Below are 11,937 nucleotides of genomic sequence, written 5' to 3' on the forward strand. Positions count from 1 at the left end.
GAAGGGGACGGCGCGGCTTTCGCGCTTGTCAGCCCTTGGGGGTGAGCAGGCCCAGGGTCTGGCCGACGACCGGGACCGCGCCCATGGACGGGGCCTGGGCGATGGGGGCGGTCAGGGCCTGGGTGTTGAGCGGCTTGAAGTCGGCGACGGTGGTACCGATGCCGTTGTTCAGCGGGTCGGTGCCGGTGCCGGCCAGCGGGTTGGGCTTGAGGCCGGCGACGGTGCCGGTGGTGTAACCGACCGACGTGGTCAGCGCCTTCACCCCGGACTGCGGATCGATGTCGCCGAGGTCGGCGGAGCGCAGCGGCGGCACGTCCACCAGCGGCGCGGCCGCGTCGGCGTGGGCCGTGCTCGCCCCCGCCGCCAGGGCGGCCCCGGCCGACGCGAGGGCGATCAGGGCGCGCCGTGCGGCGGGCTGACGGGGAGACCGGGGTGCGGAGTGTCGGGCCATCGGTGGTGCCGCCTTCTGGTGCGCAGGGTAATACGGTCGACACGTAGAGTAGTTGAGGTGTGACGCGCACTCCAAAGCGAACCCGCGGGGTCGGCAGCACGGCCACCATGCGTCAAACTGGTGTTCCGTGAGCATCCATCCCCCGTCCCCCGCCCGTGTGGTGCTGCTGTGCGGCCCCTCCGGTTCGGGCAAGTCACTCGTCGCCGCCCTCTCCGGGCTGCCCGTGCTGCGCCTCGACGACTTCTACAAGGAGGGCGACGACCCCACCCTGCCGCTGGTGGACGGAAGCTCGGACATCGACTGGGACCATCCGCTGTCCTGGGACGCCGACGTGGCCCTCGCGGCGATCGCCCGCCTGTGCGCGTCCGGCGCGACCCCGGTGCCGGTGTACGACATCTCGTCGAGCGCACGTACCGGCGAGGACACCCTGAACATCGGCCGTACCCCGCTGTTCATCGCCGAGGGCATCTTCGCGGCGGAGATCGTCGAGCGCTGCCGTGAGCTGGGAGTGCTGGCGGACGCGCTGTGTCTGACCCGGGGTCCGGTCACCACGTTCCGGCGCCGCTTCCTGCGCGATCTGAAGGAGGGGCGCAAGTCGGTGCCGTTCCTGCTGCGCCGGGGCTGGCGGCTGCTGCGCGCGGAACGCTCGATCGTGTCCCGCCAGGTGGCCCTGGGCGCGCACGCCTGCGACCGCGACGAGGCGCTGAGCCGGATGGCGGCGGCCGCGGCGGGCCGGCAGGCGCGGCAGCAGACGGCGGCGTAACCGGGCGCGGACATGAAGAAGCGGGACTGTACGGCCCCCCAGCCGTCCAGCCCCGCTTCCGGCGTTCCCCCGGTTGTTCCCCCGTGTTTCCCCTTGCGGGTTCTCGCGCGGACCCTCCCCCCGGTGGGCCCCCGCGATTCCCCGTTTCCCCTCGGGCCGAGCCGTGACGGCTCGTTCCCCCCCGTTCCCCCGTGGGTCCGTCCCCCGACGGACCCGTCCTTCAGGCCACCAGCTCGCCGAAGGCGTCCTCGTGGTCCCGGCCGAAGCTCAGGACCTCGTCCTCGCGCAGGCGCCGCAGCGAGCGCCAGATGCTGGACTTCACCGTGCCGACGCTGATGCCGAGTATGTCGGCGATCTCCGGGTCGGTACGGCCCTCGTAGTACCGCAGCACCAGCATGGTGCGCTGCGGCTCGGGCAGCCGGGCGAGCGCCTGCCACAGGACGGCGCGCAGCTCGGTGCCGCGCATCGCGTCCGTACCGGCGGGCGTCTCCGGCAGTTCCTCGGTCGGGTACTCGTTCAGCTTGCGGCGGCGCCACGCGCTGATGTGCAGATTGGTCATGGTGCGGCGGAGGTACCCGCCGACCGCGGCCTTGTCGCTGATCCGCTCCCACGCCCGGTAGGTCGAGAACAGCGCGCTCTGGAGCAGGTCCTCGGCCTCGAAGCGGTCACCGGTCAGGTGGTAGGCGGTCGCGTACAGGGAGGCGCGGCGCTCCTGGACGTAGGCGGTGAACTCCGCCTCCGTCAGCGAGCGACGCTCCCCCGGTTCCTCCCTGTGCGCGCTTCCCCCGTGCCCCTCCCCCGTGCGGGCGTCGACCACCGTCATGTAACCGGTGTGCTGACGCCCGGTGCCGCGGGCGCACCCCCGTACTCCCTGGGACTCGCGGCCGTGAGGCGGCAGCGTGGTCCCGGCACCGGACTTCCCGGAATTCTCTGCCCCCCGGTGTGCGTCGTGCAGACGCGTGACCACTGCGCTGGTGCTCATGCCGTGTGGCGTGTTCATCTCGCGCTCCCCGTCGTGGACTTCCGGTGCTCGGCGTGGCCGGTGGTGCTCTCCCGCCTGCCGAAAAGCTTGCCGAGCGTCCTTCATGGCCGTGTCCGCCGACTGTCACAGACCTGTCACAGGGGCCGTCGTGGGCGGGTCGTGCCCGGTTCCGGCGGCCGGGAAGTGGGAGAGGGCGGTTTGGTACGCGGTGTCCGGCTCGCGTCCGCCGCGGAAGAACCCGGGGCGGCACGGGTCGTACGACGGGCGGTGCATGGGCCAGAATGAGCCCGTGCCTTCCCTGTTGCTGATCGAGGACGACGACGCCATCCGTACGGCCCTTGAGCTGTCCCTGACGCGCCAGGGGCACCGGGTCGCCACCGCCGCGAGCGGCGAGGACGGCCTGAAGCTGCTGCGTGAGCAGCGCCCTGACCTGATCGTGCTGGACGTGATGCTGCCCGGCATCGACGGGTTCGAGGTGTGCCGCCGCATCCGGCGCACCGACCAGTTGCCGATCATCCTGCTGACCGCGCGGAACGACGACATCGACGTGGTGGTCGGGCTGGAATCCGGCGCCGACGACTACGTGGTCAAGCCGGTGCAGGGCCGCGTACTGGACGCCCGTATCCGGGCCGTGCTGCGGCGCGGGGAGCGCGAGTCCAGCGACTCGGCGACCTTCGGCAGCGTCGTCATCGACCGTTCCGCGATGACCGTGACGAAGAACGGCGAGGACCTCCAGCTCACCCCGACCGAGCTGCGGCTGCTGCTGGAGCTGAGCCGCCGGCCGGGCCAGGCGCTGTCCCGGCAGCAGTTGCTGCGACTGGTGTGGGAGCACGACTACCTGGGCGACTCGCGCCTGGTGGACGCGTGTGTGCAGCGGCTGCGGGCGAAGGTCGAGGACGTGCCGTCCTCGCCCACCCTGATCCGCACGGTCCGTGGTGTCGGCTACCGCCTGGACGCCCCTCAGTGAGCGAGCGCGGGGGATTCGGCCGCTGGACGGCCGAACGGGGGAGGAAGCTGGCCGGACTTCGTTTCACCAGCCTGCGGCTGCGGCTGGTGCTGGTCTTCGGGCTGGTCGCGCTGACGGCCGCGGTGTCCGCGTCGGGCATCGCGTACTGGCTCAACCGGGAGGCGGTGCTCACCCGCGCCCAGGACGCGGTGCTGCGCGACTTCCGGCAGGAGATGCAGAACCGCGCGGGCGCGCTGCCCGCACATCCCACGCAGGACGAACTCCAGCGCGCCGCAGGTCAGATGGCGGGCAGCAGCCAGCGCTTCAGCGTGCTGCTGGTCGCCCAGGACCCCGACGGCCGCACGGTGTACGGCGGTTCGGGAGGCCTGAGCGGCTTCTCGCTGAAGGACGTGCCCCCGTCGCTGCGCGCCGCGGTGAACAAGCGGCAGAAGACGAGCGGCTCCAACAAGTCTCCGTATCACCTGTACTGGCAGCGCGTCACCGAGCGCGGCACGCCCTTCCTGGTGGCCGGGACGAAGGTGGTCGACGGCGGTTCGACCGGCTACATGGCGAAGTCGCTGGAGCCGGAGGCCAAGGACCTCAACTCCCTGGCCTGGTCGCTGGGGATCGCCACCGGGCTCGCCCTGATCGGCTCGGCGCTGCTCGCGCAGGCCGCCGCCACCACCGTGCTGAAGCCCGTGCACCGGCTGGGAGTTGCCGCGCGAAGACTCGGCGAGGGCCGGCTCGACACCCGGCTGCGGGTCACCGGCACGGACGAACTCGCCGACCTGTCACGGACGTTCAACAACGCGGCCGAGGCGCTGGAGAAGCGGGTCGCGGACATGGCCGCCCGTGACGAGTCCTCCCGCCGCTTCGTCGCCGACATGTCGCACGAGCTGCGCACCCCGCTGACCGCCATCACCGCCGTGACGGAGGTGCTGGAGGACGAGCTGGGGTTCGAGGGCGGCGGCATCGACCCGATGATCGAGCCCGCGGTGCGCCTGGTGGTCAGCGAGACCCGGCGGCTGAACGACCTGGTCGAGAACCTGATGGAGGTCACCCGCTTCGACGCGGGCACCGCCCGGCTGGTCCTGGACGACGTGGACCTCGCGGACCAGATCACCGCCTGCATCGACGCCCGCGCCTGGCTGGACGCGGTCGAGCTGGACGCCGAACGCGGCATCCACTCCCGGCTCGACCCGCGCCGCCTGGACGTCATCCTCGCCAACCTGATCGGCAACGCCCTCAAGCACGGCGGCTCCCCGGTGCGGGTCTCGGTCCGCATCGAGGGCGACGACCTGGTGATCGCGGTACGCGACCACGGGCCGGGCATCCCCGAGGAGGTGCTGCCGCACGTCTTCGACCGCTTCTACAAGGCCAGTGCGTCCCGGCCGCGTTCGGAGGGTAGCGGACTCGGCCTCTCCATCGCGCTGGAGAACGCCCACATCCACGGTGGGGAGATCACGGCCGCCAACTCCCCCGACGGGGGCGCGGTGTTCACGCTCCGGCTGCCGCGCGACGCCTCCCGCCTGACGGAGGAGCCCGGCGACGACGAGAAGGGCGACTCCCTGGCCGGGGGCAGCGGCGGGGAGGGCGCGTGAGCGGGCGGGCGGTACGAGGACTGCTGGCGCTGCCGCTGCTGGGCGCGCTGCTCACCGGGTGCGGCATCCGGCCGACGGAGGTGCCGACCGACTTCGGCGGGGCGCCGTCGCGGCTGCCGTGTTCGCCGGCCGGGTCCGGGCAGGCCACGCAGTCGCCGGAGGGGGTTCCGGTGCAGGTGTTCCTGCTGTGCGGGGCCTCGCTGGTGACCGTGGACCGGGCGGTGCGGGTGCCGGAGGGCACGCCGGACGCGCGGCGCCGGGTCATGGTCGCGCAGGGCCTGCTGGACCAGCTCGCCTCGGCGCCCTCCGCCGGGGAGCGCGCGGCGGGCTACCAGACCCGGGTGCCGGGCGGCATCACCGTCACCGGTCCGGGCCGCGAGGAGCCCGAGGAGGCGCTGCGGCTGAGCACCGCCCCGGACAAGCTGGGCTCCCCCGCGCTCGCCCAGGTGGTGTGCACCTTCTCCGACTCGGCCGCGGCGGAGGGCGACGGCTCGGTGATCCTCGCGGGTCCGGCCCCGGCCGCGCCGCGCCGGTACGAGTGCACGGAGGACCTGCGCGACCATCCGGGCCGGGTTCGGCCCCCGTCCGGCTCCGTCGCGTTGAACTGAGGCGGGGCACTGCCCGGTGCGCGTGTGGCGCACGCCTCACCGGGGCGGGGGGCGCCGAAACGGAACCGATCGCGCGCGGCGTGGCGTCTTGGTGGACGTGCAGCGTCAAGGCTCCATCGGCGGCAGCGCCGCGAACCGCATCCGAGTGACCGGGGCAATCCTCCTCGTCGCGCATCTCGCGCTCGTCGCCTGGCTGACGCTGCGGCCCCTGGACGTGCCGTGGGTACGCCCCGCCAACCTCCGCCCGCTGGCCGGGCTGCGCGCCGACCTGACGCTGGGCTGGCCCGAGGCGGGCCTCCGCATCGGCGAGGGCCTGGCGCTGCTGGCCCCGCTGGGTGTCCTGCTGCCGATGGCGGACGGCAGGCTCAGCGTCTCCGGGCTGGCCTCCCTGTTCCGTACGGCCGCCGCCGGCGCCCTGATCTCCCTGGGCATCGCCCTGTTGCAGACCGGGGTGCCGGGGCGGGTGGTGGATGTGGACGTGCTGCTGCTGAACACCGCGGGGGTGCTGCTGACCCATCTGGCGGTGGTCCCGGCGGGGCGGGCGTGGCTGCGGCGGCGACTGGGCCGGGGCGGCGTGTCGGAGGAGGGGTACGGGCGTCGTGGGGGACTTGGCGGCCGTGGCGGGTTCGGGGGCGCCCCCGAGGACATCTCCGGGGGTGTGTCCGGGAGTTGCGACCGGTATCCGGCCGGGGAGGCGCGCGGGGCGGACCGGGCCGGCGGGGCCGGGGGTTCGGGTCCGGCCGCTGGTGCGGTGAGCGTGCGCGGGGAGCTTTCTCAGGGGCGGACCCCGACGATTCCCAGGGTCGGTATCGCCCCTTAGAGTGATGCTTCTCCCGCTTCGTCTCCGTACCGTTGGGCATACGACGACAGACGGGGGCGCGGCACTCGGCCCGCCCCGGCAGGCGGCCCGGTCGCGGGCCGACGACGACGGAGGAGCCCGCCATGACCGCCCTTGCCCGCCCCACCAACGGCCGCATGATCGGCGGCGTGTGCGCCGCGCTGGCCCGGCGTTTCGGTATGTCGGCGGGAACGATGCGGGTGATCTTCCTGGTGTCCTGCCTGCTGCCCGGCCCGCAGTTCCTGCTCTACATAGCCCTGTGGATCCTGCTGCCCTCCGAGGACAAGGCCCGCACCACCGCCTGGTGAGTGAGCGCCACCCGGCCGGTTTCCGCGTACGCGAAACGCCGCCGAGGTCGTCCCGGAGAGCGCCGGACGGCCTCGGCGGCGTCGTGCGTGGGCCTCGCGCGTGGGGAGCAGTGCGCGAGGCGGGTGTCAGCCGAGCGGGATGCCGTTGAGGCCCAGGCCGTGGGTGGGCAGGCCCTGCAGCGGCAGACCGCCGAGCAGTCCGGCGACGGGGGCGGTCGGCCCCTGGGCGAGCACCTTCTGCAGGGCGGGGCGCGCGGTGTTCAGCCCGCCACCGATCACACCCTGCCCCTGGGAGACGGCCTCGACGGCGCCGGGCAGCGCCTGGGTGACGTTCGCGGCCGGCAGCGTGTGGGCGACGGAACCCACGACGGGGAGGGCGTCCGGGGCGAGCGGAGCCGCGTCGGCAGCGCCCGCACCGGCGGCGGCGAAAGCGGCACCGAGGGCGGCGACACCGAGGGTCTTGGCAGCAGACTGCTTCATGGCGAATGCGTCCTTGAATGCGGAGACATGGATCACGGATGATCCGAGCGGTCCATGACCGTAAACATCACGGGCCGCCCACCGCAATCACCGAAATGCGGACGGACTGTGAATGCCTGTACGTATTTTTCGGGCGCACGATAAGTAATACAGCCACTCTCTTCCCGTATACGCGCTGGTGACAGCGGCGTGCGGGAACGGCCGTTCGGACGGCCGTCGTTCCCATCCGGGGTGGGTGAAGTCCTGGGCCGCCGTGGAGCGTTCATCGAAAGGAATGAACCTTGATTTCATCGCATTGACTTCAGAACGGGCACCGGAAATCGAGCGTGCGGCCGGAGTCCTCGACAGGACGTCGCATTCCGGCCGTTCACACAGTGGCGCGATCCGTACCCCGTGCGCGTCGATACGCAATGGTGACCGCCGGGAAGGGTTTCGTACACCTCGCCTTCTGACAGTGTTCTGCCATGGGACAGCAAGCGACGACGCCGGTCCGGACGGCCAGGCTGGGAAAGGCGGTCGGCCCCGTGCCGGGCGCGGTGAGCGGAGCGGTGCTGGTGCTCCCCGGCGGGGACGAGGTCTCCACCCGCCGTCCGTCCCCGTTCCTGCCCGGCACCTTCGTCCGCGCCCTGGCCCGCAGCCTGGCCCGGGCCGGCCGGGAGGAAGGGCTCGCCGTCCACCCCGTCCACTACCGCTACCGCGGCTGGAACGGTACCGAGGCCCACCTCGCGGCGGACGCGAACTGGGCCGCGGACGAGGTGGTGCGGCGGTACGGGGACGTACCGGTGTGCCTGGTCGGGGTGGACATGGGCGGCCGGGCCGCGCTGGGCGCGGGGGGCCACGAGGCGGTCAACTCCGTGGTGGCGATCGCGCCTTGGCTGCCGGAGGAGGGCGGTGAAGCCGACGAGCCGGTCAAGCAGTTGGTGGGGCGCCGGGTGCTGATCGCGCACGGCACGAACGACGAACGGTGCGACCCGGAGCTGTCGTTCAGGCTGGCGGCCCGCGCGAAGAAGGTGAACCGGGAGGTGTGCCGGTTCGAGGTGCACTCCGACGGTCACGCGCTGCACCAGCACCGGGACGAAGTACTGGCGCTGACCGTGGACTTCGCCCTGGGCGCCCTGTTCGGCAGCCCGCTGTCCCGCCCGGTGGAGGACGCGCTCGCGGCACCGCCGCCGATAGGGCTGCGGATGCCACTGGCGTCGGGATTCGGGAAGTCGCTGCGTAAGTAGACGGATTCAGGAGGGGAGCAGACTGCCCCTCCTGGAGAGCAGGAACTTCTTGAAGGCGGCCACCGGCGGGGTGTCCGGGCGGTCGGCCAGCCAGGCGACGCCGATCTCGCGGACCGCCCTCGGCGCGGTCACCGTCAGCTCCACCACGCCCGGCCGGGGCACGGTGGGCGGCGGCAGCAGGGCGACCCCGAGCCCGGCGGCCACCAGCCCGCGCAAGGTCTCCGTCTCCTCGCCCTCGAAGGCGACCCTGGGCCGGAACCCGGCCTCACGGCACAGGTCGTCGGTGATGCGGCGCAGGCCGTAGCCGGGCTCCAGGGTCACGAAGGTCTCGTCGGCCGCCTCGGCGAGCCGGATGCGGCGGCGGCCGGCCAGGCGGTGGTCGGCCGGGACGACCAGGCGGAGCTTCTGCTCGTCCAGCCGCCGGGCGACCAGGTCGGGCGCGTCCGGCACCGGTGAGGTGAGGCAGAGGTCCAGCTCGCCCGCCCTGAGCCGCTCCAGCATGGCCTCGCCGTAGTTCTGCACCAGGCTGAAGCGGATTCCGGGATGGTCGGCGCGGAAGGCGTGCAGCAGGCCGGGCACGGTCTCGGGGCCCATGGTGTGCAGGAAGCCGAAGGCGACCTTGCCGGTGGCCGGGTCGGCGTCCGCGCGCACCTCCTCGGCGGCCCGCTCGACCTCGGCGAGGGCACGTTCCACCGAGCCGAGGAAGGTGCGGCCGGCCGGGGTGAGCGAGACGGTGCGGCCGTGCCGGGCGAACAGGTCCACCCCGAGGTCCTGCTCGAGGCGGACCATCGCGCGGGAGAGGGTGGACTGCGGGACGTTCATCTCGTGCGCGGCCCGGGTGACGTGCTCGGTCCGGGCCACCCCGGCGAAGTAGGCGAGGCGGGGCGCGAGCAGCAGCGCCATGTCTTCTGTGTCACCGGACGGTGACAGGCGCGGCCGTGACCTCTGCTGATGCTCCATGGGAACGATTATGGCGATTCCATGCATTGGACGGATGAGTGGTCGCGTCCTTAGTTTCGAGGCATGTCTCCCGCCAGTACCGGGGCGTCCATCAGCGTGGACGCCCGCACGCCCGTCCCCTCCCCCGAGACCCCCGCTCCGGCTCCGGCCGACTCGCGGCTGACGCCGGGCGGCCCCGGTTACCGCCGGATGAGCTTCGCCCTCTTCCTCGCGGGCGTGGCGACCTTCGCGCTGCTGTACTCCACCCAGGCCCTGCTGCCGCTGATCTCCGACGACTACGGGGTGGCGGCCGGCGAGGCGAGCTGGACCGTGGCGGCGGCGACCGGCGGGCTGGCCCTGTTCGTGCTGCCGATGAGCGCGCTGTCGGAGCGGTTCGGCCGCCGGACCGTGATGACGGCGTCCCTGATGGTCGCGGTGGGCGTCGGCCTGCTGGTGCCGTTCGCCCCGTCCATCGGCGCGCTGGTCGCGCTGCGGGCCGTGCAGGGTGCCGCGCTCGCGGGGCTGCCCGCCTCCGCGACGGCGTACCTGGCCGAGGAGGTCCGGCCGAAGGCCCTGGTCACGGCGATCGGCCTGTTCGTCGCGGGCAACAGCGTGGGCGGCATGAGCGGCCGGGTCATCACCGGCTGGGTCGCGCAGGAGTGGGGCTGGCGGATCGCCGTCGGCGTGATCGGCCTGGTGGCGGTGGGCTGCGCGGTGGCGTTCCGGCTGCTGCTGCCCGCGCCCCGGCACTTCGAGGCGGGTTCGCTGCGCCCCCGCGTGCTGGCCCGCGCGGTCCGCGACCACCTCTCCTCACCGCTGCTGCGCCGCCTGTACGCGATCGGCGCGCTGTTCATGACGGTGTTCGGCGGGGTGTACACGGTGATCGGCTACCGGCTGACCGAGGCGCCGTTCTCCCTGCCGCAGGGCATCATCGGCTCGATCTTCCTCGTGTACCTGGTCGGCACGGTCTCCGCGTCGTCGGCGGGCCGGCTGGTGGGCCGCCTCGGCCGCCGGGGCGCGCTGTACACGGCGGGCGGTACGACGGCGGCGGGCCTGCTGCTGTCACTGGTGCCGTCCCTGCCGCTGGTCCTGCTGGGCCTGGTGCTGATCACGGCCGGTTTCTTCGCGGGCCACGCAGTCGCCTCCTCGGCGGTCGGCAAGACGGCCACGCACGGCCGCGCCCAGGCGACCGCCCTGTACCAGTCGTCGTACTACATCGGCTCCAGCGCGGGCAGCACCGTCGGCGCGCTCGCCTTCCACTCCGGCGGCTGGGCGGGCACGGTCGGCGTCGGCCTGCTCGCCGTCGTGGGGGTCGTCGCCATCACCGCGCTGGGCACCCTCGCGGCCCGGACCGCCGCGCGCCGGGAGGCCGTACCGGCGCACTGAGCCGGTGCGCGCGCCCGCCCGAGCTGCGGGTTTCCCGACTCCGGGGGCCATTGTCAGTGGGCTGCGGTAGCTTCCGGAGTACTGGGGCGCGACGGCGCGCGTACGGGACGGCCACAGGGGTGGGTGGACGATGAGTGACGGCACGGCGACCGCGGACCTCGATGTCGCACTGGAGAAGCACCGGACCGAGCTGACCGGGTACTGCTACCGCATGCTCGGCTCGTCCTTCGAGGCCGAGGACGCGGTGCAGGACACGCTGGTGCGGGCCTGGCGGAGCTACGACAAGTTCGAGGGCCGGTCCAGTCTGCGGTCCTGGCTGTACCGGATCGCCACCAACGTCTGCCTGGACATGCTGGCCGCGGGCAACAAGCGGGCCCGCCCGATGGACCTCACCGAGCCGACCCCGCTGGCGCGGGCCGCGCTCTCCCCGCGCCCGGACCACACCTGGCTGGAGCCGGTGCCGGACGCGCGGGTGCTGCCCGCGGTGACCGACCCGGCGGAGGCGGCGGTGGCCCGCGAGTCGATCCGGCTGGCGTTCATGGCGGCGCTCCAGCAGTTGCCGCCCAAGCAGCGGGTCGTACTGATCCTGCGCGAGGTACTGGCGTGGCGGGCCGGCGAGGTGGCCGAGCTGCTGGGCACCACGGTCGCCTCGGTCAACAGCGCCCTCCAGCGAGCCCGCGCCACCCTCGCCGAGCGCGCGGACACCGGCGCCGAGGCCGCTGTCTCCGACCCGCTGGACGAGGAGCAGAAACAGCTCCTGGAGCGCTATGTGAAGGCGTTCGAGGGGTACGACATGACGGCGCTGACCGCCCTGCTCCACGAGGACGCGGTGATGACGATGCCGCCGTTCGACCTGTGGCTGCTCGGCCCCGCCGACATCACCGGCTTCATGTCCACCATCGGCGCCTCCTGCGCGGGCTCCCGCCTCCTCCCGGTCCAGGTCAACGGCCTCCCGGGCTTCGCCCACTACAAACCGGACCCGGAGAAGGGCGGCTTCACCCCCTGGGCTGTCCAGATCCTGGAGATCTCAGGAGGCCGCATCACCGGTTTCCACTGCTTCCTCGACACCCCCCGCTGGTTCCCCCTCTTCGACCTCCCCCTCCACCTGGAGTCCGAGCCCGACGAGCCCGAGCAGGGCGCGTAGCGCGGGGTCGGGGTCCCGCAGCCGTATCCGCCCGCCTCCACGGCGGGCGGCCAGCTCCAGCCGGGCGAGCAGATCGACGTGCGCGAGCCCCGGCGGTCCGAGCCCGCGCACGTCGCACACAACGATCCCGGTGCCGGCAACCAACTCCCGCACCACATCGGACAGCCCCGCCACCCCATCCCGGGTGACGGGGCCACGCAGCACGAGCACGGGGTCGGTCCTGGGGTCCACGTCCGGTAGACCGGGGGGACACCCACAACTCATC

14 protein-coding genes are annotated in these 11,937 nt (G+C 73.1%); 9 read left to right on the plus strand and 5 right to left on the minus strand.

Translation table 11 applies throughout. From position 1 onward, the window contains the following. Window positions 1–28: 28 nt before the first annotated feature. A complete protein-coding gene (locus OG448_RS11410) occupies window positions 29–451 on the minus strand; it encodes a hypothetical protein (protein WP_405553267.1) in 423 nt (140 codons plus the stop codon). 127 nt (window positions 452–578) lie between these two features. Between OG448_RS11410 and OG448_RS11415 the strand changes: the two genes are divergently transcribed. Continuing rightward, window positions 579–1,214, plus strand: a complete 636-nt coding sequence (locus OG448_RS11415; RefSeq protein WP_405553269.1) for a uridine kinase — start codon at window positions 579–581, stop codon at window positions 1,212–1,214. A 220-nt stretch (window positions 1,215–1,434) separates the two neighbouring features. Here the strand turns inward: OG448_RS11415 and OG448_RS11420 are convergent, their stop codons facing one another. Continuing rightward, on the minus strand, window positions 1,435–2,214 hold the full coding sequence (locus OG448_RS11420; RefSeq protein ID WP_405553271.1) for a SigE family RNA polymerase sigma factor: 780 nt from the start codon (window positions 2,212–2,214) through the stop codon (window positions 1,435–1,437). A 271-nt stretch (window positions 2,215–2,485) separates the two neighbouring features. Here OG448_RS11420 and afsQ1 point away from each other — a divergent pair, with 271 nt between their 5' ends. The 5 genes from afsQ1 to OG448_RS11445 all read left to right on the plus strand — a co-directional run bounded on the left by afsQ1 (window position 2,486) and on the right by OG448_RS11445 (window position 6,497). Beyond that, on the plus strand, window positions 2,486–3,163 hold the full coding sequence (afsQ1, locus tag OG448_RS11425) for a two-component system response regulator AfsQ1 (protein ID WP_158707462.1): 678 nt from the start codon (window positions 2,486–2,488) through the stop codon (window positions 3,161–3,163). Next, window positions 3,160–4,743, plus strand: a complete 1,584-nt coding sequence (locus tag OG448_RS11430; protein ID WP_405553273.1) for an ATP-binding protein — start codon at window positions 3,160–3,162, stop codon at window positions 4,741–4,743. The genes afsQ1 and OG448_RS11430 overlap by 4 nt, the downstream gene beginning before the upstream one ends. Next, window positions 4,740–5,351: a hypothetical protein gene (locus OG448_RS11435; protein ID WP_405553275.1), complete on the plus strand. Its 612-nt coding sequence runs from the start codon at window positions 4,740–4,742 to the stop codon at window positions 5,349–5,351. The genes OG448_RS11430 and OG448_RS11435 overlap by 4 nt, the downstream gene beginning before the upstream one ends. A 139-nt stretch (window positions 5,352–5,490) precedes the next feature. Continuing rightward, a complete protein-coding gene (locus OG448_RS11440) occupies window positions 5,491–6,171 on the plus strand; it encodes a VanZ family protein (protein WP_405558767.1) in 681 nt (226 codons plus the stop codon). Between the two features lie 122 nt (window positions 6,172–6,293). Beyond that, entirely contained in the window at window positions 6,294–6,497 is a 204-nt protein-coding gene (locus OG448_RS11445; protein ID WP_030806720.1) for a PspC domain-containing protein, read from the plus strand. Between the two features lie 126 nt (window positions 6,498–6,623). Here OG448_RS11445 and OG448_RS11450 read toward each other — a convergent pair whose 3' ends face one another. Then, entirely contained in the window at window positions 6,624–6,977 is a 354-nt protein-coding gene (locus OG448_RS11450; protein ID WP_405553276.1) for an ATP-binding protein, read from the minus strand. A gap of 464 nt (window positions 6,978–7,441) precedes the next feature. Between OG448_RS11450 and OG448_RS11455 the strand changes: the two genes are divergently transcribed. Further along, window positions 7,442–8,203 carry an alpha/beta hydrolase gene (locus tag OG448_RS11455; protein ID WP_405553278.1) on the plus strand — a complete coding sequence of 254 codons (762 nt, stop codon included), beginning with the start codon at window positions 7,442–7,444 and terminating at the stop codon, window positions 8,201–8,203. A gap of 6 nt (window positions 8,204–8,209) precedes the next feature. Here the strand turns inward: OG448_RS11455 and OG448_RS11460 are convergent, their stop codons facing one another. Next, window positions 8,210–9,163, minus strand: coding sequence for a LysR family transcriptional regulator (locus OG448_RS11460; protein ID WP_405553280.1), 954 nt, complete (start codon window positions 9,161–9,163; stop codon window positions 8,210–8,212). A 63-nt stretch (window positions 9,164–9,226) separates the two neighbouring features. Here OG448_RS11460 and OG448_RS11465 point away from each other — a divergent pair, with 63 nt between their 5' ends. Continuing rightward, on the plus strand, window positions 9,227–10,528 hold the full coding sequence (locus OG448_RS11465) for an MFS transporter (protein ID WP_405553281.1): 1,302 nt from the start codon (window positions 9,227–9,229) through the stop codon (window positions 10,526–10,528). Between the two features lie 130 nt (window positions 10,529–10,658). After that, window positions 10,659–11,672: a sigma-70 family RNA polymerase sigma factor gene (locus OG448_RS11470; protein ID WP_405553283.1), complete on the plus strand. Its 1,014-nt coding sequence runs from the start codon at window positions 10,659–10,661 to the stop codon at window positions 11,670–11,672. Here the strand turns inward: OG448_RS11470 and OG448_RS11475 are convergent. Then, a complete protein-coding gene (locus OG448_RS11475; RefSeq protein WP_405553284.1) occupies window positions 11,556–11,936 on the minus strand; it encodes an STAS domain-containing protein in 381 nt (126 codons plus the stop codon). The two genes, OG448_RS11470 and OG448_RS11475, sit on opposite strands and share 117 nt — an antisense overlap. Between the last annotated feature and the right edge of the window lies 1 nt (window position 11,937).

The organism is Streptomyces sp. NBC_01171 (assembly GCF_045039805.1).
Taxonomy (GTDB): Bacteria; Actinomycetota; Actinomycetes; order Streptomycetales; family Streptomycetaceae; genus Streptomyces.